The following is a 22,054-nucleotide window of genomic DNA, read 5'->3' as shown; positions in this document are numbered from 1 at the left end:
TTGACCCGTGGCGTGGGCCGGCGATCCCGGCCCGCGCCACGGGCTGCTCCGCTATGGACGGAGGCACCCATGGGGCGCTATGTCGCGAGGCGACTGCTCCAGATGATCCCGGTCTTTCTCGGGACAACCATTCTGATCTTCCTGATGGTCAACGTGCTGCCGGGCGACCCGGTGGCCGCGCTGTGGGGGGACAAGCCGCCGGACCCGGCGCAGATGGCCAAGATCAAGCACGATCTCGGCCTCGATCTGCCGCTGTGGCAGCAGTATTTGCACTATCTCGGCAATCTGGCGCACGGCGAGTTCGGCGTGACGATCGCGGGCAGCCGACCCGTCATCGACGAGATGGCGGCCGCCTTCCCGGTCACCATCCGGCTCGCGCTGATGGCGTTCACCTTCGAGATGGTCGTCGGCATCTGCCTCGGCGTCATCGCCGGCATCCGCCGCGGCAAGCTGATCGACACCAGCGTCACGATCTTCACGCTCCTGGTGATCTCCGTACCCGTCTTCGTGCTCGGCCTGCTCGGCCAGCAGGTCATCGGTACGCAGCTGGGCTGGGTCACACCCAACGTCCAGGACTCCATGAACGTGGGGCAGTTGCTGCTGCCGGCCATCGTGCTCGGCTCGCTCTCCCTCGCGTACGTCGCGCGGCTCACCCGCACGTCGATCGCCGAGAACGCGCGCGCCGACTACATCCGCACGGCCGTGGCCAAGGGGCTTCCGCAGACCCGCGTGGTCCGCATGCACCTGCTGCGCAACTCCCTGATCCCGGTGGTCACCTACCTCGGCACCGACATCGGCGCGCTGATGGCCGGCGCTGTCGTGACCGAGGGCATCTTCAACGTTCAGGGCGTGGGCAACCTCCTCTACGAGGCACTCGCCCGCCGCGAGGGCGCCGTCATCGTCGGCATCGTGACGGTCTTCGTCCTGATCTACCTCGTCGCGAACCTGGTCGTCGACCTGCTCTACGCGGTGCTGGACCCGAGGATTCGTTATGCCTGAGAACACCGTGAAGATGAAGAAGAACGACGCCGCCACGGCCGCCGAGGAGCCCACGGCCGCCGTGGGGCCGACGGTCGCCGAGGCCGGACCCGCACCGGAGAAGCCGCGTTCGCTCGGCGCCGATGCCTGGGCGGACCTCATCCGCCGTCCGCTGTTCCTCATATCCGCCGTGCTGATCGTGTTCCTGCTGGTGATGGCGGCCTTCCCGTCCCTCTTCAGCGATACGGACCCGACGGCCGGCGACCTGAGCAATCACTTCCTGGACAAGCCGAAGCTCGGCAGCCTCTTCCAGGCCGACTGGTTCGGCTACGACGCCCAGGGCCGCTCGATCTACTCGCGTGTCGTCTACGGCGCACGGGTGTCGATCCTGGTCGGCGTCGGCGTGACCCTGCTCACGACCGTCTTCGGTGGCCTGCTCGGCATGCTCGCCGGCTACTTCGGCGGCTTCTGGGACACGGCGCTCTCCCGGATCACCGACGTGTTCTTCGGTATCCCGTTCATCCTCGGCGCGATGGTGGTGCTCAACGCCTTCACCGACCGCACCGTGTGGACCGTGATCGGCGCCCTCGCCTTCCTCGGCTGGACGACCATCGCGCGCGTCATGCGTGGCGCGGTGATCACCGCCAAGCACGCGGACTACGTGGTGGCGGCGAAGGCCCTCGGTGCGGGCACCGGCCGGATCCTGCGCAAGCACGTCCTGCCGAACGCCATCGCACCGGTGATCGTCGTCGCGACCATCCAGCTCGGTGTCGTCATCGTCGCCGAGTCCACCCTCTCGTACCTCGGACTCGGTCTCGGGACCAACGACGTATCGTGGGGTGCGGACATCTCCGACGCGGTCAAGTCCATCCGGAACGCGCCGCACATCCTGTTCTTCCCGGCAGGCATGCTCAGCCTCACGGTGCTGGCGTTCATCATGCTCGGCGACGCTGTGCGCGAAGCCCTCGACCCCAAGCTGCGCTGAGGGAGGCGTACTCGTCATGACTCTTCTCGACAAGACGGACTCGGTACCGTCTCCGCGCGGTGCGGGGGACGACGGCACGCCGCTGCTCGAAGTCCGCGACCTGCACGTGGAGTTCCACACCCGCGACGGTGTGGCCAAGGCGGTCAACGGCGTCAACTACACCGTGGACGCGGGCGAGACGCTCGCCGTGCTCGGCGAGTCAGGCTCCGGCAAGTCCGTCACCGCGCAGGCCATCATGGGCATCCTCGACATGCCGCCCGGCAAGATCTCCAAGGGCGAGATCCTCTTCCGGGGCCAGGACATGCTCAAGATGTCCGGCGAGGAGCGCCGCAAGATGCGCGGCGCCAAGATGGCCATGATCTTCCAGGACGCGCTCTCCTCGCTGAACCCGGTGCTCTCCGTCGGCTACCAGCTCGGCGAGATGTTCCGGGTCCACCAGGGCATGTCCAAGAAGGAGGCCAAGGCCAAGGCCATCGAGCTGATGGACCGGGTGCGCATCCCGGCCGCGGCGGCCCGGGTCGGGGACTATCCGCACCAGTTCTCCGGCGGTATGCGCCAGCGCATCATGATCGCGATGGCGCTCGCCCTGGAGCCGGACCTGATCATCGCGGACGAGCCCACCACGGCGCTCGACGTGACGGTCCAGGCCCAGGTCATGGACCTGCTCGCGGAGCTTCAGCGCGAGTTCAACATGGGGCTCATCCTCATCACGCACGACCTCGGTGTGGTCGCCGACGTCGCCGACAAGATCGCGGTGATGTACGCGGGCCGGATCGTGGAGACGGCGCCGGTGCGCGAGCTCTACAAGCGGCCCGCGCACCCGTACACCAAGGGCCTGCTCGAATCGATCCCACGCCTGGACCAGAAGGGCCAGGAGCTGTACGCGATCAAGGGCCTGCCGCCCAACCTGACGCGCATCCCGACGGGTTGTGCCTTCAACCCGCGCTGCGCCCAGGCGCAGGACGTGTGCCGCACCGACGTTCCGCCGCTGCTCCAGGTGACCGAGCGGGACGGTGGCGAGCTCGCGGGGCGCGGCAGCGCGTGCCACTTCTGGAAGGAGACGATCCATGGCTGAGTCCGAGGCTGTGGCCGCCATCGAGACCCCGGTCGACCGTGGCGAGCCGATCCTTCAGGTGCGCAACCTGCAGAAGTACTTCCCGCTGACCCAGGGCATCCTGTTCAAGCGGCACGTGGGCGACGTGAAGGCGGTCGACGGGATCTCCTTCGACCTGCACCAGGGCGAGACGCTCGGCATCGTGGGGGAGTCCGGCTGCGGCAAGTCCACGGTCGCCAAGCTCCTGATGACGCTGGAGACGGCGACCGCGGGCGAGGTCTTCTTCAAGGGGCAGGACATCACCAAGCTGTCCGGCCGCGCCCTGAAGGCCGTCCGCCGCAACATCCAGATGGTGTTCCAGGACCCGTACACGTCGCTCAACCCGCGTATGACGGTCGGCGACATCATCGGGGAGCCCTTCGAGATCCACCCCGAGGTGGCCCCGAAGGGGGACCGTCGCAAGAAGGTCCAGGACCTCCTCGACGTCGTCGGGCTCAACCCGGAGTACATCAACCGGTACCCGCACCAGTTCTCGGGCGGCCAGCGACAGCGCATCGGCATCGCACGCGGCCTGGCGCTCAACCCCGAGATCATCATCTGCGACGAACCGGTCTCGGCGCTCGACGTGTCGGTCCAGGCCCAGGTCATCAACCTGATGGAGAAGCTGCAGGACGAGTTCAACCTGTCCTACATCTTCATCGCGCACGACCTGTCGATCGTCCGGCACATCTCCGACCGGGTCGGGGTCATGTACCTCGGCAAGATGGCGGAGATCGGCACGGACGCGCAGATCTACGAGCACCCGACGCATCCGTACACGCAGGCGCTGCTCTCCGCGGTGCCGGTGCCGGACCCGGAGGTGCGCGAGGGCCGGGAGCGGATCATCCTCTCCGGCGACGTGCCCTCGCCGGCGAACCCGCCGTCGGGCTGCCGCTTCCGCACCCGCTGCTGGAAGGCGCAGGACAAGTGCGCCGAGGAGATCCCGGTCCTCGCGATCCCGGAGCGCTTCCGGACCTCCGAGACCCCCGCCGCGCACGATTCGGCGTGCCACTTCGCGGAGGAGAAGAACGTGGTGCCGGCGGCGTGACCGCGGCACGCTGACACCGCGAGCCGACCGGCTCCCGCCTTCGGGCGGGCGCCGGTCGGCTCTTTCGTTCGTACGTCGCGACATCTCGGGAGCATTCCTTGCACGGCACGCTGCATCACGTCGAACTGTGGGTGCCCGACTTCGGACGGGCCGAGAGCTCGCTCGGGTGGCTGCTCGGGGAGCTGGGGTACGTCGCCGAGCAGCGCTGGGAGAACGGGTGCAGCCTGCGGCTCGGGGCGACGTATCTCGTCATCGAGCAGTCACCGGCGCTGAGTTCGGACCGCCACGACCGGCTGGCGCCGGGCCTGAACCACCTGGCGTTCCACGTCGAGGACGCCGCGGCGATGGAGCGGCTCGTGGAGCGGGCCGCCGGGCACGGGTGGCGGCTGATGTTCCCGGAGCGGCATCCGTACGCGGGCGGGGACGGGCACTGCGCGGCGTATCTGGAGAACGGGGACGGGTTCGAGGTCGAGCTGGTCGCGTCCGCGTGAGCCGTGAGCGCGTCAACGCTCAGGCAGGCGCGGGCAGTTCCGCTCCCAGGTGGGCGGCGACGCGGTCGCGCAGCACGAGGTCGCCGCCGAAGACGTCGTTCACGAGCAGCGCGGTGATGTCGCAGTGCCCCCACGCGGGGTTGTCCGGCGACCATCTCTCCGAGCCGTCCGGCGACGTGGTGTCGGCGGCCCAGGCCGCGCGCAGCGCCGCGTCCAGCTCCAGGAGCGACCAGGTCGTGGCAGCAGTCGTGTCAGTCGTGTCGGTCATGGCGGCAGCATCGCAGGCGGCACTGACAACCGGAGTTGGCAAAAGAAGTTCTGCAAAAACTCTTTTGCCAAGTGGCCGGTTGCGGCTACCTTCCGGACATGGCCGACGACGACAACCGTAAGCGCGTACTCGATCCCGAGCAGGACGCAGCAGCGCTGAAGGCGCTGACCCACCCCCTGCGTATCCAACTGCTCGGGCTGCTGCGCCTCGACGGCCCCGCCACCGCAACCGAGCTCGCGGTCAAGGCGGGGGAGTCGTCGGCCTCCGCCAGCTACCACCTGCGGGTCCTCGCGAAGTACGGGTTCGTGGCCGAGGCCGAGCACCGGGACGGCCGCGAGCGGCGCTGGCGCTCCGTGCACGCGGTCACCTCGTGGAGCAACGAGGCCATGCACGCGTCGCCCGACGCCCGCCGCTTCGTCAGCGAGACGGCCCGGCGCCAGGTCGAGCACCTGGGCCGCTCCCTCGCCCGCCACGAGGCCGACCTCGCCGAGGGGCGCCTGGGCCCGGAGTGGGTGGAGCCGTCCGGCATCGCCGACGTCATGCCCCGGCTCACCGCCCGCTCACTGGACGAGCTGAAGGCGGCCTTCGAGGCGAAACTCGACGAACTGACCCGGCGCGACGCCGAGGATCCGGAGGCCGAGCAGGTCATCGTGGTCGTGGCGGGCCTGCCGGTCGCTCCGCGCGCGGCGGAGACCGACCAGGACGCGCGATGACCTCCCGGATACCCGACCCCCGCACCGCCCGCCGCCGCTACGCCACCGTCTGCGCGCTGTTCTGGCTTCCGGTCGGCGCCGCCATCGCGCCCAAGGTGCTGTTGCTGACCGAGCGGGGGTTCGCGCTCGCCACCATCACCGCCTTCGTCGCCGCGCACTCGCTCACGGCCGCCGCGCTCGAACTTCCCACCGGTGGGCTCTCCGACGTCCTCGGACGCCGCCCCGTCCTCGCCGCGGCCGGCGTGCTGGACCTGGCCGCCCTCGCCCTGATCGGCCTCGGCACCACGGCGCTGCCGGTCGCGCTCGGCAGCGTGCTGCTCGGTGCGGGCCGCGCCCTGTCCACGGGTCCTGCCGAGGCCTGGTACGTGGACACGGTCCAGGCCTCGGCAGGACCCGGCGCCGAACTGCGCACCGGGCTCGCCCGCGGTTCGGCGGCCTCCTCCGCCGCGCTCGCCGTGGGCACCCTGATCGGCGGCGGCCTGCCGTGGCTGCTCGGCCTCGGCCCGAACCCCGGCGCGTGGCTCACGGAGGCGACGGCCGGGTACGTGGTGCCACTGGCCGTCCCGATGCTGCTCGGCGTGCTGATCGAACTCGGCTTCATCGCCTACGTGTTGCTCGCCCTGCCCGAGCCCCCGCACCCCCGCGCCGCCCTCTCCGACGTCCTCCGCGGCATCCCGGCCACCGTCCTGGACGGCCTGCGCCCGGCGGGCCGCGACGCGACGGTGCGCCGTGTACTGCTCAGCGCGGGCGCGGCCGGCGCCGCCCTCTTCACCCTCGAACTCCTCACGCCGGGCCGGGCGGCCGCCCTGACCGGCACTCCCGAGTCCGGCGCCGTCGTGTTCGCGGGGCTGGCCTGCGCCGGATACGTCTGCAACGGCGTGGGCAGCCACCTCGCCCCACTGGCCGCACGCCGCGCGGCCGGCGGGGAACGGGCGGTGCTGGTGGCCCTGTTCGTGGGCGCCCTCGGCCTCCTCCTGCTCGGCGCCACGGCGGCGTTCACCGGCCCGGCCGTCACGCTGCTCGCGGTCTGCGGCTACGGACTCGTCTACCTGGGCCTCGGCGCGGCGGGCCCGAACGAGAACGAACTGCTGCACCGCAGGGTGGCCCGCGAGGGCCGGGCGACGGCCCTGTCGGTGCAGTCACTCGCCCTGCAACTCACGGGCGCGGTCGCCGGTCTGACCATCGGCGCGCTACCGCCTGGGCCGCTGCCGTGGCTGGTGGGCGGCATCGCGCTGCTGGCCGGTGCGCTGCTGTGGACCGGAAGCGTGGGCCGCGGCCCGCGGAAGGAGCCCGCCGAGTCGCCCACCCCGCTCCCGGCCCCGTAACGCTCCCCGGCAACACGAAGGCCCGCGCCGAATGAATCGGCGCGGGCCTTCTCCCCGGCGAACCGGCAGCGTCCGTGGCTCGGGTCAATGGGCCGACGTTCCGGTTCCTGATGTACGCCGCCGGGGCGGAGTTGGGGTGGTGCCCAGGCGGCGTACCGGGGGGTCTAGAGGGCCTTGCGGGCCGCCGGAACGGTCGCCGTGGCCGGTTCCTCGGGGTGGTGGCAGGCGGTGAGGTGGCCCTCGCGGTTGCCCTCGATGCGGACCAGCGGGGGCGCCTGCGTCGAGCAGATCTCCGTGGCCTTCCAGCAGCGGGTGCGGAAGCGGCAGCCGGAGGGCGGGTTGACGGGCGAGGGCACGTCGCCGGTGAGGCGGATGCGTTCCACGGCCGGGGCGGCGTCGTCGGCGCTCGGCTCCGGGACCGCGGAGAGCAGCGCCTTGGTGTACGGGTGGCGGGGCCCGCCGTACAGGTCGGCGCGGTCCGCGATCTCGACGATGCGGCCGAGGTACATCACGGCCACGCGCTGCGAGAAGTGCCGTACGACGGCCAGGTCGTGGGCGATGAAGACGAAGGCGATGTCCAGCTCGCGCTGGAGCTCCTGGAGAAGGTTGACCACCTGCGCCTGAATCGAGACGTCGAGCGCGGAGACCGGCTCGTCGGCCACGATCAGCTTCGGCTCCAGCGCCAACGCCCGTGCCACACCGATGCGTTGACGCTGACCGCCCGAGAACTCGTGCGGAAAGCGGTTGTAGTGCTCCGGGTTGAGGCCGACCGTTTCGAGGAGTTCGCGCACGCGCTTCTCCCGGCCGCCCGCGGGGTCGATGCCGTTGATCTCCATCGGGGCGGAGATGATCTTGCCGACGGTGTGCCGCGGGTTCAGGGACGCGTACGGGTCCTGGAAGATCATCTGGATCTCCGAGCGGACCGGCGCGAGCTTCTTGCGGTCGGCGTGCGTGATGTCCTGGCCGCGGTAGCTGATCTTCCCGGCGGTCGGTTCGAGGAGCCGCGTGATCAGGCGTCCCGTCGTCGACTTGCCGCAGCCCGACTCGCCGACCAGGCCGAGGCTCTCGCCCTGGCCGACCTGGAAGTCCAGGCCGTCCACGGCCTGCACGGCCCCGATGGTGCGGCGGATCGGGAACCCGCCCTTGATCGGGAAGTGCTTGGTGAGCCCCGAGACGTCCAGCAGGGGAGTGGTGTCGCTCATGGTGAATCCCTGAAATCCCTCTGTGTGTCCGTCAGTTGGTCCGCGCCGCGGCGCCGGCCGCGGTCAGCTCGGCGAAGAACTCCGCGCGCTGCCCCGCCGTGAGGTGGCAGGCGGGCGCCCGCTCGCCGGTCGCGTCGAGCCGCGGCTCCTCGCTGACGCAGCGCCCGTCGGCCACCTGCTCGACGAAGGTGCAGCGCGGGTGGAAGCGGCAGCCGGTCGGCGGGTTGAGCAGGCTCGGCGGGGTGCCGGGGATCGGCGAGAGAGGTACGTCGACCGGCGCGGACAGGCTCGGCATCGACCCCAACAGGCCCCAGGTGTAAGGGTGCTGGGGCTTGCGCAGCACCTCTTCCTTCGTGCCGCGCTCCACGCACCGGCCGCCGTACATCACCAGCACGTCGTCCGCGATGTCGGCGATGACGCCGAGGTCGTGCGTGATGAACACGATGGACGTACCGAACTCCTGCTGCAGGTCCTTGAGCAGATCGAGGATCTGGGCCTGCACCGTCACGTCGAGGGCCGTCGTCGGCTCGTCCGCGATGAGCAGCGCCGGGTCGCAGACCAGGGCCATCGCGATCATCGCGCGCTGCCGCATGCCGCCGGAGAACTGGTGCGGGTAGTCGTCGACGCGCAGATCGGGCTGCGGGATGCCGACCTTCGTGAGCATCTCGATCGCCCGCGCCCGCGCCTCCTTCTTGGAGGCCCCGGTGTGCTTGCGATACGTCTCCGCGATCTGCCGGCCGATGGTGTGGTACGGCGACAGGGAGGCCAGCGCGTCCTGGAAGATCATGGCCATCTTGTTGCCGCGCAGCCGCTCCAACTCCCGCTCGGAGGCGGTGAGAAGCTCCTGCCCGTCGAGGACGATCTCGCCCTCCAGGTGAGTGTGGGCCCGGTCGTGCAGGCCCAGGATCGCCATGTTGGTCACGGACTTGCCGGAGCCGGATTCGCCGACGATGCCGAGGGTGCGGCCGCGTTCGAGGGTGAAGCCGAGCCCGTCGACGGCCTTGACCACGCCGTCCTCCGTGGGGAAGTGGACGTGCAGGTCGCTGACGGCGAGGAAGGGTGCGCTCATGGGTGTTGCTCCTAGGCCAGCCGCACGCGCGGGTCGATGAGGGCGTAGACGGCGTCGACCACGATGTTGAAGACGACGATGGCCGCGGCGGCCACGAGGACGACGCCCAGCAGCGTCGGCAGGTCATTGGTGGAGACGGCCTTCACGGACAGCAGACCGATGCCCTGCAGGCTGAACGTGGACTCGGTGATGATCGCGCCGCCGAGCAGCAGGCCGAGGTCCATGCCGAAGATGGTGACGATCGGCCCCATCGCGCCGCGCCAGGCGAACCGGAAGAAGACCGCGCGCCGCGAGAGACCCTTGGCGCGGGCCGTGCGTACGTAGTCCTCGGTCAGCTTCTCGACCATCTGGGAGCGGGTCATGCGCGTGTAGTTGGCGGTCCAGATCAGGGAGAGCACGATCCACGGCAACAGCAGACCCTTGGCCCAGGCGCCCGGGTTCTGCGTGAACGGCGTGTAGGACGCGCGGTCGAGCAGGTGCCACTGGTCGACGAAGTAGTACGTGGCGATGATGCCGACGACGTAGATCTGCATCGAGGAGGCGACGAGGGAGGCCGAACTGGCCACCTTGTCCAGGGCCTTGCCCTGCTTGACGGCGGCCAGCATGCCGGTGCCGACACCGAAGATCACGAAGACCACGGCGGAGCCGATGGACAGCGAGATGGTGGTCGGGAAGCGGTCGAGGATCGTGCCGAGGACCGGCTCGCGGTTCTGGAAGGAGAAGCCGAGGCACGGCGCCGGGCAGTGCCCGAACGAGGAGTAGTCGCGGCCCACGAACACGCCCTGGAGCCAGTGCCAGTACTGCACCGGTATCGGATCGGCGATCCCCAGGTTCTTCTTCACCAGCGCCAGCGTCTCGGGCGTGCAGACCTTGCCGCAGGCGATGCGGGCCGGGTCGCGCGGGGCGGCGTAGAACAGGACGAACACGATGGCGCTGATGATCAGAAGGATCACCAGGGCGCCGATGGCGCGTCGAAGGATGAAGCGGAGCATGGCAGTTGGGTTTCCTGACGGATGCCGATGGGCCTCGGTGCGGCCTTGAGGAGACTCGAAGAGACCTGAGGAGGGCTCGGGGAGGAGGAGCGGCGGGGGCGCCCCGGGGGTGCGACGCCCCCGCCGGACGGGGTGCTCGTCAGGCCTTCACGAAGGTCTTGTAGAGCAGCGTGGCGGAGAAGTTCGGGTCGAACATCGCGCCGCCGACCTTGGAGCCGCTGATGTACCAGCGGCGCTGGAAGGTCTCGGGGATGATCGGCGCGACCTCCTTCATGATCCGCCGGTCGAGCGCGGACCAGGCCTTGCCGGCCTTCTCCTGGTCGCTGATCAACTCGTTCTTCTTGATGGTCTCGTCGATCCAGTCCACCTTGACCTGCGAGACGTTGTTCATGCCGTTGCCGATGGAGGCGCTGTCGAACAGCGGCTGCATCATGGTGAAGGCGGTCGGCCAGTCCGGGGACCAGCCGAACCACATCACGTCGTAGTTGTTGTCGACCTGCTGGACCTGGTCGTAGTACGTCGTGGAGTCGATCGGCTTCATGACGGGCTTGAAGCCGGCCTCGGTCAGCGCGTTCTCGATGACGACCTTGGTCTTGTCGTAGACCGGGTCCTGCTCGTACGCGTAGACGATCTTCGTGCCGAGCTTGCCGGCCTTCTTCAGCAGCTCCTTGGCGCGCTTCGGGTCGCCCGCGGGCTTCTTGAGCTTGCCGTAGAGGTCGTACTTCTCGTACCCGATGATGTCCGGGCTGAGGATGCTGGTCGCGTAGTCGCCGGCCGAGGTACCGCCGTAGATCTTGCGGATCTGCTCCAGCGGCCAGGCGATGTTGAGGGCCTGGCGCACCGCGAGGTCGGTGACGCGCTTGCAGTTGATGGCGTAGTAGTAGCTGCCGGTCAGCAGGCCGTTGAAGGTGCGCTGCTTGAGCTCCGGCGTGGTCAGGATCTTCTGCATCCGCTCGGCCGGGATGCCCTTGTAGATCGAGACGGCGTACTTGTCGTTGCCCTGGTCCGCGATGAGGCGGTCCGTGGAGTCCAGGCCCTCGACGCCGAAGGTGAACTCGAAGCCGTCCGGGTAGGCGTTGCGGATCGAGTCCGTTGCCGGGTCCCAGTGCTTGTTGCGCACGAGGGTCATCGACTTGTCGGTCGTGTGCGCCTTGATCTTGTACGGGCCGCAGGAGACCGGGTTCTTGTCGTACTTCTCCTTGGTGTCCAGCTTCACCGGCGTGGCGGCGTAGGTGTGCATCGCCAGGGTGAAGTTGAAGTCCGGACGCGCTTCCTTGAGGTGGAAGGTGATCGTCTTCTTCTTCTTGTCGGTGACGATCGCGTCCAGGTGCTTGCCCTTGTACGGGCCCTCGTAGTGGTCACGCCACTTGGCGTCGTCGCCGGTCAGGGCTATCTGCGCGAAGGTGGCGCCCTCGGTGATGAACGGGGCCCAGCCGCGCTCGAAGCCGTGCCGCACGTCGTCGACGGTCAGCTCGCTGCCGTCGTCCCACTTGAGGCCGTCCTTGAGCGTGAACGTCCACGTCTTGTTGCCGTCGGAGGCGGTGCCCGCGTCGGTGGCGAGGTCGCCGACGAGCTTCTGGTGCCCGGCCGAGTCGACCTTGTAGCCGGTCAGGCAGCGCGCGTAGAGCAGCGCGAGCGTCGAGTTGAACGCGTAGTAGATGCGCTGCGGGTCCAGGTGCGAGAAGTCGTCGGGCGAGTAGCCGTAGATCGTGCCGCCCTTGCGCGCGCCCTTGACCTCGGGCGCCGGGCCCTTGGAGTCGTCGGCCGTGCCGACCGCCACCTTGGCGCCCGTGTACTGGGTGGCGCCGCCCGCGCCGCCCTTGCCGCCGCCACCGCCGGCGTTGCCGCTGCTGCATGCCGTCAGGAGCGAGCCGGCGCCGATGGCGACGGACGTTCCGATGACGAAGTTTCTCCGCGAAAGGGACATGGCTTCCTGCCCTGGTGCTGGTTGGGGAGTGAGCTTGCCGGCCGGGCCCCGTCGCCCTGACCCGCATGAAGTGGGTGGAACCTGAGTGGGGGGAGCCTCAGCGTTTGGTCTTGGGGTCCATCGCGTCCCGGACCGAGTCGCCGAGCAGATTGAACGCGAGGACGAAGATGACCATCGTCAGACCCGGGACGAGCATGAAGGTGATGTCGGCCTGGTACGTCTTGGCGCCGTTCTGGAGCATCACGCCCCAGTCGGGCGTGGGGTTGGTGAGGCCGACGCCCATGAAGGCGAGGCCGGCCTCGGTGGTGACGTACATGGGGAGCGCGAGGGTCGCCTGGATCAGGATCGGCGTCCACAGGTTCGGCAGCAGTTCCTTGAAGATGATCCGTGCGGGGGAGGCGCCGGTGACCTTCGCCGCCTCGACGAACTCCCGCTCGCGCAGGGCGAATACCTCGCCTCTGAGCAGGCGAGCGACCGATGACCAGCCGAAGGCGGTCATCACGAGGATCAGGCTCAGTACGGTGAGCCAGACCGGAGTGCTGTCCGTCGGCGACACGAAGATCGAGATGACGACCGGCCAGAAGGCGATGAAGAACAGGGTCTGCGGGAAGGCGAGCAGGATGTCGATGAGCCAGCCGACGAAGTAGTCGGTCTTGCCGCCGAGATAGCCGGCGCTCACGCCGATGACGATGCCGAGCACGGTGGTCAGGATCGTCGCGATGCCCGCGATGAACAGCGAGTTGCGGATGCCGTAGAGCAGGAACGTGAAGACGTCCCGGCCGAGCTGCGGCTCGACGCCGAGCCAGAAGTCGCTGCTGATCCCGCCGTTGGCCTTGACCGGGTACCCGAAGTCGTTGAGCAGACCGCCCTGGTTCATTCCGTACGTGGTGTACGGGTCCTTGCCGTAGAGCTTGGCTATGAGGGGCGCCAGGATCGCGATCAGGACGAAGAAGGCGACGACGTAGGCCGACACCACGCCGGTGCGGTCCCGCTTGAAGCGCCGCCAGGCGAGCTTGCCGGGGGAGAGGCTCTCGTCGCCGCGGGTGACAGGCGGCTTCGGTGCCTGCGGTGCGTCGTCCTCCACCACCTCAAGGGAGGCGGTGGCGGGAGGAGTTGGGGTCGTCATGGTGCTCCAGGCCCTGAGGGGTCCACATGGGCACGGGCGACCCGTGCGCTCAGCGGGACCTTTTCAAGGCCCGGATGTACGGTCAACGAATTCTTGAGGTCTTGATCCCGTCTTTGAATCTTTGGTCCGGACTTTGCTCCGAGTAGGCATGCCGGTGGCGGGAGCTTGGCAGTACCCGGGGTCCAAAAGGGCGCTTATGGGTGCTACTTGGGGCGACAGGTTCGATATCCGGACGTGAGTGTCTCGCTATGCGTACACACTGGCCGCTCACCGCCCGTCCCGGTCACCCGCCTTCCCGTACCGGCGGAAATCCGCGGTGTCCACGGTCCAGGGGCCGAAGGGGACCGTGTCGCCGTAGATGTACGGCTCCTTCGAGAGGTAACGGCCGTTCGCGGGGTCGGAGTGGACCTCGACGGTGCCCGTGCGCGGGTCGACGATCAGGTAGTGCTCGATGCCCATCGCCGGGTAGTCGGCGAGCTTGTCGCGGTAGTCGTTGTCGGGGTTGGAAGGCGAGACGACCTCGATGACGGCCGGCACCTGTGAGGCGTCGACCGCGAGGCCCGCCTCGTCCAGGGACTCCTCCGGGATCACCACCGCGTCAGGGCGACGCATCCGACCGATGCCCGGGTGTTCGATCTCGTTCCTCGGCGATCGCGCGCATCTTCGCGTACTCCATGAGCCCACGGTAGCCGCGACGCCGAGCCCGTCGCCCCCGCGCCCGTGACTCACCTCATTCGGGTGACCCAGCAGGCGGCACCCGTTCACCGCAGGTCAAATGGCCCCAAGGCCCGTCCCCGCACCGCCCCCTGGAGGACCCTGATGCGCCTCGGCCTGCGTACCGGCGCCCTGGCCGCCGCCCTGGTGCTGGCCGTGCCCTGGCTGGCGTCCTGCGGGGCCACCGCCACCGAGTCGGGCATCGTGCGGGCGAAGTGGGGTGACCCGCAGAACCCGCTGGAGCCCGCGAACACCAATGAGGTCAACGGCGGCAAGGTCCTCGACATGATCTTCCGGGGGCTCAAGGTCTACAACCCCGAGACCGCCGAGCCCGAGTACGCCGTCGCCAAGTCGATCACCAGCGACGACGCGCAGAACTTCAAGGTCACCCTGAAGGACGGCTGGAAGTTCGCGGACGGCAGCAAGGTCACCTCGCAGTCGTTCGTCGACGCGTGGAATTACGCCGCCTACCTGCCGAATGCCCAGATCGGCGCCGACTTCTTCGGCTACATCGACGGGTACGACAAGCTCCACCCGGTCAAGGGCAAGCCCAGCGCCAAGAAGCTCTCCGGGCTCAAGGTCGTCGACGATCTGCACTTCACCATCAAGCTGAACCAGAAGTTCTCGCTGTTCCCCGACATGCTCGGGTACGCCGCCTTCTCCCCGCTGCCGAAGAAGTTCTTCACCGACCACGACGAATGGCTGGAGAAGCCGTTCGGCAACGGCCCGTACGCGGTGACGGACTACGAGCGCGGCGGCCGCATGAAGCTGCGGCTCAACCACGAGTACAACGGCACCAAGCCCCGCAACAAGGGCGTCGACCTGCTCGTCTACACCGACGACAACACCGCGTACACCGATGTCGTGGCCGGCCAGCTCGACGTGACCGACGCCGTGCCCGCCGAGCAGCTCAGCAACCTCCACAAGGACATCGACAACCGGTACATCAACACCCCGGCCGGCATCATCCAGACGCTGATGTTCCCCATGTACGACAAGCGGTGGGACACCGCCGACGCCCTCAAGGTCCGCCGGGGCATCTCGCTCGCCATCAACCGCGAGCAGATCACCGACAAGATCTTCCAGAAGACCCGGATCCCGGCCAAGGACTGGACGTCCCCCGTGCTCCGCGACGAGGGCGGCTACAACCCCGACATCTGCGGCGACCGCTGCGAGTACGACCCCAAGAAGGCCAAGCAGCTGATCGACGAGGGCGGCGGCTTCCCCGGCGGCAAGCTCGTCCTCAGCTACAACGCCGACACCGGCAACCACAAGCAGTGGATCGACGCCATCTGCAACAGCGTCAACCGGGTCATGGGCGACTCGAAGGCCTGCGTCGGCAACCCGGTGGGCACCTTCGCCGACTTCCGTACGCAGATCCAGAGCGGGAAGTTCAGCGGCCCGTTCAGGAGCGGCTGGCAGATGGACTATCCGCTGATCCAGAACTTCCTCCAGCCCGTCTACACCACGGGCGCCCCCAGCAACGACGGCAAGTGGAGCGACAAGCGGTTCGACGCGCTGATCAACAAGGCCAACGCGGACCCGGACCCGAAGAGCGCGATCAAGGACTTCCAGGACTCCGAGCGGATCCTCGCCGAGCAGCTCCCCGCGATCCCGCTCTGGTACCAGAACGGCACCGCCGTCTACGGCACCCGCGTGCACGACGTGAAGCTCAACCCCTTCAGCGTGCCGGTCTTCGAGGAGATGACCGTCGATGACTGAGTCCGTAAGCCGATCCGTGGACCCGAGGGAGGTGTCGTGGGGCGTTATGTGATCCGACGGCTGCTGCAGATGATCCCGGTGTTCATCGGCACCACGCTGCTGATCTTCCTCATGGTCAACGTCATGGGCGACCCGACCGCGGCGCTCTGCGGCGACAAGGCCTGCGACCCGGCCACCCAGGCGGCGCTGCGCGAGCAGTTCCACCTCGACAAGCCGCTGGTGCAGCAGTACCTGATCTATCTCGGCAACATCTTCCAGGGCGACTTCGGCACCGCCTTCAACGGGGACTCCGTCGCCGACCTGATGCTGCGCGCCTACCCCGTCACCATCAAGCTGACGTTCGTGGCGATCGTCTTCGAGATCGTCATCGGCATCGGCCTCGGCGTCATCACCGGCCTGCGCCGCGGCAAGCCCATCGACACGGGCGTCCTCGTCCTCACCCTGGTCGTGATCTCCGTGCCGACGTTCGTCACCGGGCTCGTCGCCCAGCTCCTGTTCGGCATGCAGTGGGGGATCGTCAAGCCCTCGGTGGCGTACGAGGCGCCGCTGGTCGAGCTGATCCTGCCGGGCCTCGTCCTCGCCTCGGTGTCCCTCGCGTACGTGACCCGGCTGACCCGCACGTCCGTCGCTGAGAACGCCCGCTCCGACTACGTCCGCACCGCCGTCGCCAAGGGCCTGCCCAGGCGCCGCATCATCTGGCGGCACCTGCTGCGCAACTCGCTGATCCCGGTCGTCACGTTCATCGGCACCGACATCGGCGCCCTGATGGGCGGCGCCATCGTCACCGAGCGGATCTTCAACATCCGCGGCGTCGGCTACCAGCTCTACCAGGGCATCCTGCACCAGTCCTCGCCGACGGTGGTCGGCTTCGTGACCGTCCTGGTGATCGTCTTCCTGCTCGCCAACCTCATCGTCGACCTGCTCTACGCCGTCCTTGACCCGAGGATCCGCTATGCCTGAGCCCGTCACCCCGGTCACCGTCGAGGCCCAGCTCACGCCCGGTACCCCCGAGGGCGGCGGCGCCGAGGGGCCCGCGCGCTCCCTGTGGTCGGACGCCTGGCGCTCGCTGCGCCGCAACCCCGTCTTCATCATCTCGGCGCTGATCATCCTGTTCCTGGTGATCGTCGCGATCTGGCCGCAGCTCCTCGCGAGCGGCGACCCCAACGACTGCGACCTCGCCCACGGCCAGGAGACCTCCACCTCCGGACACCCCTTCGGCTACGACGCCCAGGGCTGCGACGTCTATACGCGCACGGTGTACGGGGCCCGGGCCTCGATCACCGTCGGCGTGTGCGCCACGGCGGGCGTCGCGCTGCTCGGCGGGATCCTGGGCGCGCTCGCCGGCTTCTTCGGGCGGTGGGCGGACGCCCTGCTGTCCCGCGTCGCCGACATCTTCTTCGGCATCCCGGTCGTCCTCGGCGGCCTCGTCCTGCTGTCGGTCGTGACGTCGACGACGGTGTGGCCGGTGGTCGGGTTCATCGTGCTGCTCGGCTGGCCGCAGATCTCCCGCATCGCGCGCGGCTCCGTGATCACGGTCAAGGAGAACGACTACGTGCACGCCGCGCGCACGCTCGGCGCCTCCAACTCCCGGATCCTGCTGCGCCACATCCTGCCGAACGCCATCGCCCCGGTGATCGTCGTCGCGACCATCGCGCTCGGCACGTACATCGCCCTGGAGGCGACGCTCTCGTTCCTCGGTGTCGGCCTCAAGCCGCCCGCGGTGTCCTGGGGCATCGACATCTCCAACGCCGCCCCGTACATCCGCAACGCCCCGCACATGCTGCTGTACCCGGCGGGAGCGCTGGCCCTCACGGTCCTCGCGTTCATCATGCTCGGCGACGCGGTGCGCGACGCCCTCGACCCCAAGCTGAGGTAGCGCCCATGCCCCTGCTCGAAGTACGCGATCTGCACGTCGAGTTCCGTACGCGCGACGGAGTCGCCAAGGCGGTCAACGGCGTCAACTACACCGTCGACGAGGGCGAGACGCTCGCCGTGCTCGGGGAGTCCGGCTCCGGCAAGTCCGTCACCGCGCAGGCCGTGATGGGGATCCTGGACATGCCGCCGGGGCGGATCAGCAGCGGCGAGATCCTCTTCAAGGGCAAGGATCTGCTGACGCTCAAGGAGGAGGAGCGGCGGAGGATCCGCGGCGCCGAGATGGCGATGATCTTCCAGGACGCGCTCTCCTCGCTGAACCCCGTGCTCACGGTGGGGGAGCAGCTCGGCGAGATGTTCGTCGTCCACAAGGGGATGTCGAAGAAGGACGCGCGGGCCAGGGCCGTCGAGCTGATGGACCGGGTGCGCATCCCGGCGGCGAAGGAGCGGGTGAGCCAGTACCCGCACCAGTTCTCCGGCGGCATGCGCCAGCGCATCATGATCGCGATGGCGCTCGCCCTCGAACCCTCGCTGATCATCGCGGACGAGCCGACGACCGCCCTCGACGTCACCGTGCAGGCCCAGGTCATGGACCTCCTCGCCGAGTTGCAGCGCGAGCTCAACATGGGGCTCATCCTCATCACCCACGACCTCGGGGTGGTCGCCGACGTCGCCGACAAGATCGCCGTGATGTACGCGGGCCGGATCGTCGAGCAGGCGCCGGTGCACGAGATCTACAAGGCACCGGCCCACCCGTACACCAAGGGCCTGCTCGAATCGATCCCGCGCCTCGACCAGAAGGGGCAGGAGCTCTTCGCCATCAAGGGGCTCCCGCCGAACCTCATGAACATCCCGCCCGGCTGCGCCTTCAACCCGCGCTGCCCGATGGCCCGGGACGTGTGCCGCACCGACGTACCGCCGCTCGCCCAGGTCTCCGAGGAACGCCGCAGCGCCTGCCACTTCTGGAAGGAGACCCTCGATGCCGCAACACGGTAAGCACGTGAGCAAGGACGACCTGAAGCGCGAGGGCCGGATCGCCGAGCACCTCCTCCACAAGGCGCAGGCCGAGAACGACTACGCGCAGAACGGCTCGGTCTCGGGGCACGAACCGCTCCTCCAGGTACGCGGCCTGACCAAGCACTACCCGCTCACCCAGGGCGTCCTCGTCAAGAAGCAGATCGGCTCGGTGAAGGCCGTCGACGGAGTGGACTTCGACCTCGGGCAGGGCGAGACCCTCGGCATCGTCGGCGAATCCGGCTGCGGCAAGTCGACGGTCGCGAAGATGCTGGTGAACCTGGAACGGCCGACCGCCGGCGTCATCACCTACAAGGGCGAGGACATCACCACGCTGTCCGGCCGCGCGTTGAAGGCGGTCCGCCGCAACATCCAGATGGTGTTCCAGGACCCGTACACGTCGCTCAACCCCCGTATGACGGTCGGCGACATCATCGGGGAGCCGTACGAGATCCATCCCGAGGTGGCCCCGAAGGGCGACCGCAGGAAGAAGGTCCAGGACCTGCTCGATGTCGTCGGGCTCAACCCGGAGTACATCAACCGGTACCCGCACCAGTTCTCGGGCGGTCAGCGCCAGCGCATCGGTATCGCGCGCGGTCTCGCGCTGCGCCCCGAGATCATCGTCGCGGACGAGCCGGTGTCCGCGCTCGACGTGTCGGTCCAGGCGCAGGTCATCAACCTGATGGACCGGCTCCAGAACGAGTTCGACCTCAGCTACGTGTTCATCGCGCACGACCTGTCGATCGTCCGGCACATCTCCGACCGGGTGGGCGTGATGTACCTCGGCCGCATCGTCGAGATCGGTTCGGACGCCGAGATCTACGACCACCCGACGCACCCCTACACGCAGGCGCTGCTCTCCGCGGTGCCGGTGCCCGACCCGGAGGCGCGCGAGGGCCGCGAGCGGATCATCCTCTCCGGCGACGTGCCCTCGCCGGCCAACCCGCCGTCCGGCTGCCGGTTCCGTACGCGCTGCTGGAAGGCGCAGCAGAAGTGCACGGACGAGGTGCCGCTGCTCGCCGTGCCGGAGGTCTTCCGGGGCGGCGACACCCCGGCCAGTCACCCGTCGGCCTGCCACTTCGCCGAGGAGAAGCAGGTCGTGCCGACGGAGTAGCAGCGGCCGAGTGCGGTGACCGACGGGTCTTTACACGCAGGCAATCCGGTCGACGCGGCGCCGATATGTGACCGGGCCAGAGTGTCTGTTGTACGGCCGTGCGGGTGCCGTGAGCCGGGCCGGAGCGCATTGCGCTCCGGCCCGGTTGCCGTTCGTCAGAGCCCCAACGACCGCTTCAGGAAGTCGACCTGGAGCAGCAGCAGATTCTCGGCGACCTGCTCCTGGGGCGTCATGTGGGTCACGCCGGACAGCGGGAGCACCTCGTGCGGGCGGCCGTCCGCGAGCAGCGCGGAGGACAGCCGCAGGGCGTGCGCCACGACCACGTTGTCGTCCGCGAGCCCGTGCACGATGAGCATCGGACGGTGCTGCTCGGCGGCCTCCGTGAGCCCGTCGTCGGTCACCAGGGAACTCTTCGCGTACGTCTCCGGGGAGGCGGCCGGGTCGCCCAGGTAGCGCTCCGTGTAGTGCGTGTCGTACAGCCGCCAGTCCGTGACCGGGGCGCCCGCGATGCCCGCGTGGAAGACGTCCGGGCGGCGCAGCACGGCGAGCGCCGACAGATAGCCGCCGTAACTCCAGCCGCGCATCGCGACCTTGGAGAGGTCGAGCGGGAACCGCTCCGCCAGCGCGTGCAGCGCCGTGACCTGGTCGTCGAGGGTGAGCGTGAAGTCGCCGTGGATCGACTTCTCGCGGCCCGGCGAGACACCGGGCGTGCCACGGCCGTCCGCGACGATCACCGCGAAGCCCTGGTCGGCGAACCACTGCGAGGTCAGATGCGGGTTGTGGGCGGCCACGACGCGCTGCCCGTGCGGGCCGCCGTAGGGGTCCATGAGGACCGGCAGCGGACCGTCCCCCTCCTCGTAGGAGGAGGGCAGGAGAACGGCGCACGGGATGCCCGCGGCCTCCGTCAGCGTCACGCGCGGGGTGAGCAGCGGGCGGGCGGCGTGCGAGGCGATGTCGGTGACGTGCTTGCCCTCGCGCTCCACGCGCGCCCGCGCGCCGGGCGAGTCCGGCGTCGACGAGACGAGGACGGTGACGGCGCCGTCACCGGAGCGGACCGCGGAGTGGACGCCGGCCTCCGTGGAGACGCGCTGCGTCCCCAGCTCGTTGACCCGGTAGACGTGCACCTCGCCGGTCTCGGGCGACTCGGCGTCGACCCCGGCGGAGGCGGAGACGAGCACGTCGCTGTCGCCCACGTCGAGCACCGCACGCACGTGCAGCTGAGGCCCGGTCAGCGGCCGCTCGCCCACCGCGAGGACCCGCGCGCCGCCCTCGTCGGCGATCCGCACGAGCTGCCCGCTCGGCGACCAGCACGGCACCCCGGGCAGCAGTTCGAGCCACGCGTCGTCCTCGTCGGCGTGCACCATCCGCGTCGAGCCGTCGTCCGTGTTCACCGCGAGGTAGAGCGCGCTGCGCTGGTCGCGGGCCTGGACCAGGAGCAGCGGGGCGCCGTCCGCCGACCAGTGCACGCGGGCCAGGTACGGGTACGCCTTGCGGTCCCAGGTGACCTCGGTGCGGTTGCCCTCGAGGTCGTACGCGAAGAGGCGCACGTCGGCGTTGGGCGTGCCGGCGCGGGGGTAGGCGACGCGGGCCGGCTCCCGGTCCGGGTGCGCGGGGTCGGCGATCCACCAGCGCCGCACGTCCGCGTCGTCGGCGCGGGCCACGAGCAGGCGGTCCGAATCGGGCGACCACCAGTGGCCGCGGTACCGGGACATCTCCTCGGCCGCGGCGAACTCGGCGAGCCCGTACGTCACGGTGTCCGCTTCGGGAGTGGCCAGCGCCCGGTCGCCCTCGCCCTCCGCGCCGACGACGCGCAGCGCGCCCCGGGTGACGTACGCGATGTGCCGCCCGTCGGGGGAGGGGCGCGGGTCCAACACGGGCCCCGGCACGCGCAGTTCCCGCGCGGTACCGACCCGCAGCTCGGCCGTGAACAGCCGCCCCGACAGGGCGAACGCGGCCAACTCGGCGGTGGCGTCCGTCGCGTAGCCCACGATGCCCGCGCCGCCCTCGCGGCTGCGCTCGCGCCGGGCCCGCTCCTCGGCCGACAGGTTCTCCGCCGCCCCGCCGAGCAGGGCCACCGGGTCGGCGGCCACCCGTTCCTGACCACTCGCCACGTCAAGCACCCACAGCGCGTTCGCCCGATCGGTACCCGAGGAGGAACGCAGAAAGACGACACGCTCGCCGTCCGGCGCCACGGTGAAGGCACGCGGCGCCCCCAACGTGAAGCGCTGAGTGCGCGCGTGCTGACGGGGGAAGGTCTCGATGGTCATCCAGGCAGCCTAGGAGAGATGACGTCCGCGCGCCCCCGTGCGCTCCCGGTCGCATCGGGTGCTCCCCGATCGCGACTCGTGCGCGGGTACGGATAGTTATGATCGTTAGCGCTGTGTGGGTACGAGTCGGTCGG

General features: G+C 69.3%; 20 protein-coding genes. 12 read left to right on the top strand and 8 right to left on the bottom strand.

Annotation, left to right across the window (positions count from 1 at the left end; translation table 11 throughout):
• Positions 1-69 precede the first annotated feature (69 nt).
• The 5 genes from ACOKM3_RS16970 to ACOKM3_RS16950 all read left to right on the top strand — a co-directional run bounded on the left by ACOKM3_RS16970 (position 70) and on the right by ACOKM3_RS16950 (position 4,595).
• Positions 70-999, top strand: coding sequence for an ABC transporter permease (locus tag ACOKM3_RS16970; protein ID WP_426901347.1), 930 nt, complete (start codon positions 70-72; stop codon positions 997-999).
• A complete protein-coding gene (locus tag ACOKM3_RS16965; protein ID WP_426901345.1) occupies positions 992-1,963 on the top strand; it encodes an ABC transporter permease in 972 nt (323 codons plus the stop codon). Before ACOKM3_RS16970 ends, ACOKM3_RS16965 begins: the two co-directional genes overlap by 8 nt.
• Positions 1,964-1,979: 16 nt before the next feature.
• Positions 1,980-3,038: an ABC transporter ATP-binding protein gene (locus ACOKM3_RS16960; protein ID WP_426901343.1), complete on the top strand. Its 1,059-nt coding sequence runs from the start codon at positions 1,980-1,982 to the stop codon at positions 3,036-3,038.
• Positions 3,031-4,104 (top strand): ABC transporter ATP-binding protein, encoded by a 1,074-nt coding sequence (locus tag ACOKM3_RS16955; protein WP_426901341.1) that lies wholly within the window; start codon positions 3,031-3,033, stop codon positions 4,102-4,104. The genes ACOKM3_RS16960 and ACOKM3_RS16955 overlap by 8 nt, the downstream gene beginning before the upstream one ends.
• A 98-nt stretch (positions 4,105-4,202) precedes the next feature.
• A complete protein-coding gene (locus tag ACOKM3_RS16950; RefSeq protein ID WP_426901339.1) occupies positions 4,203-4,595 on the top strand; it encodes a VOC family protein in 393 nt (130 codons plus the stop codon).
• A 19-nt stretch (positions 4,596-4,614) separates the two neighbouring features.
• Here the strand turns inward: ACOKM3_RS16950 and ACOKM3_RS16945 are convergent, their stop codons facing one another.
• Positions 4,615-4,863: a YunG family protein gene (locus tag ACOKM3_RS16945; protein ID WP_426901337.1), complete on the bottom strand. Its 249-nt coding sequence runs from the start codon at positions 4,861-4,863 to the stop codon at positions 4,615-4,617.
• A gap of 98 nt (positions 4,864-4,961) precedes the next feature.
• On the opposite strand from ACOKM3_RS16945, the gene ACOKM3_RS16940 reads away from it, so the two are divergent.
• Both ACOKM3_RS16940 and ACOKM3_RS16935 read left to right on the top strand, forming a co-directional pair.
• Positions 4,962-5,576, top strand: coding sequence for an ArsR/SmtB family transcription factor (locus ACOKM3_RS16940; protein WP_426901335.1), 615 nt, complete (start codon positions 4,962-4,964; stop codon positions 5,574-5,576).
• Positions 5,573-6,901, top strand: coding sequence for an MFS transporter (locus ACOKM3_RS16935; protein ID WP_426901333.1), 1,329 nt, complete (start codon positions 5,573-5,575; stop codon positions 6,899-6,901). The genes ACOKM3_RS16940 and ACOKM3_RS16935 overlap by 4 nt, the downstream gene beginning before the upstream one ends.
• A gap of 164 nt (positions 6,902-7,065) precedes the next feature.
• Here the strand turns inward: ACOKM3_RS16935 and ACOKM3_RS16930 are convergent, their stop codons facing one another.
• The 6 genes from ACOKM3_RS16930 to ACOKM3_RS16905 form a co-directional block, all read right to left on the bottom strand.
• Positions 7,066-8,103, bottom strand: coding sequence for an ABC transporter ATP-binding protein (locus tag ACOKM3_RS16930; RefSeq protein WP_426901331.1), 1,038 nt, complete (start codon positions 8,101-8,103; stop codon positions 7,066-7,068).
• Positions 8,104-8,134: 31 nt separating this feature from the next.
• On the bottom strand, positions 8,135-9,172 hold the full coding sequence (locus ACOKM3_RS16925) for an ABC transporter ATP-binding protein (RefSeq protein ID WP_426901329.1): 1,038 nt from the start codon (positions 9,170-9,172) through the stop codon (positions 8,135-8,137).
• 11 nt (positions 9,173-9,183) lie between these two features.
• Positions 9,184-10,164 carry an ABC transporter permease gene (locus ACOKM3_RS16920; RefSeq protein ID WP_426901327.1) on the bottom strand — a complete coding sequence of 327 codons (981 nt, stop codon included), beginning with the start codon at positions 10,162-10,164 and terminating at the stop codon, positions 9,184-9,186.
• Positions 10,165-10,303: 139 nt separating this feature from the next.
• Positions 10,304-12,091 (bottom strand): ABC transporter substrate-binding protein, encoded by a 1,788-nt coding sequence (locus ACOKM3_RS16915; protein WP_426901325.1) that lies wholly within the window; start codon positions 12,089-12,091, stop codon positions 10,304-10,306.
• 97 nt (positions 12,092-12,188) lie between these two features.
• Positions 12,189-13,217, bottom strand: a complete 1,029-nt coding sequence (locus tag ACOKM3_RS16910; RefSeq protein ID WP_426901323.1) for an ABC transporter permease — start codon at positions 13,215-13,217, stop codon at positions 12,189-12,191.
• Positions 13,218-13,484: 267 nt separating this feature from the next.
• Positions 13,485-13,901: a Uma2 family endonuclease gene (locus ACOKM3_RS16905; protein WP_426906813.1), complete on the bottom strand. Its 417-nt coding sequence runs from the start codon at positions 13,899-13,901 to the stop codon at positions 13,485-13,487.
• Between the two features lie 135 nt (positions 13,902-14,036).
• On the opposite strand from ACOKM3_RS16905, the gene ACOKM3_RS16900 reads away from it, so the two are divergent.
• The 5 genes from ACOKM3_RS16900 to ACOKM3_RS16880 are packed head-to-tail and all read left to right on the top strand — an operon-like array spanning position 14,037 to position 19,653.
• A complete protein-coding gene (locus ACOKM3_RS16900; protein WP_426901321.1) occupies positions 14,037-15,653 on the top strand; it encodes a peptide ABC transporter substrate-binding protein in 1,617 nt (538 codons plus the stop codon).
• Positions 15,654-15,689: 36 nt separating this feature from the next.
• Positions 15,690-16,613: an ABC transporter permease gene (locus ACOKM3_RS16895; protein ID WP_426901319.1), complete on the top strand. Its 924-nt coding sequence runs from the start codon at positions 15,690-15,692 to the stop codon at positions 16,611-16,613.
• Positions 16,606-17,529: an ABC transporter permease gene (locus ACOKM3_RS16890; RefSeq protein ID WP_426901317.1), complete on the top strand. Its 924-nt coding sequence runs from the start codon at positions 16,606-16,608 to the stop codon at positions 17,527-17,529. Before ACOKM3_RS16895 ends, ACOKM3_RS16890 begins: the two co-directional genes overlap by 8 nt.
• Positions 17,530-17,534: 5 nt before the next feature.
• Positions 17,535-18,521 (top strand): ABC transporter ATP-binding protein, encoded by a 987-nt coding sequence (locus ACOKM3_RS16885; RefSeq protein ID WP_426901315.1) that lies wholly within the window; start codon positions 17,535-17,537, stop codon positions 18,519-18,521.
• On the top strand, positions 18,505-19,653 hold the full coding sequence (locus tag ACOKM3_RS16880; protein ID WP_426901313.1) for an ABC transporter ATP-binding protein: 1,149 nt from the start codon (positions 18,505-18,507) through the stop codon (positions 19,651-19,653). Before ACOKM3_RS16885 ends, ACOKM3_RS16880 begins: the two co-directional genes overlap by 17 nt.
• A gap of 155 nt (positions 19,654-19,808) precedes the next feature.
• Here the strand turns inward: ACOKM3_RS16880 and ACOKM3_RS16875 are convergent, their stop codons facing one another.
• Entirely contained in the window at positions 19,809-21,920 is a 2,112-nt protein-coding gene (locus ACOKM3_RS16875; RefSeq protein ID WP_426901311.1) for a S9 family peptidase, read from the bottom strand.
• Positions 21,921-22,054 lie beyond the last annotated feature (134 nt).

The sequence above is a fragment of the Streptomyces nidicola genome (assembly GCF_050106155.1).
GTDB lineage: Bacteria > Actinomycetota > Actinomycetes > Streptomycetales > Streptomycetaceae > Streptomyces.
Note: the sequence above shows the minus strand (reverse complement) of the source record. Positions and strands in the feature narration are given on the sequence as shown.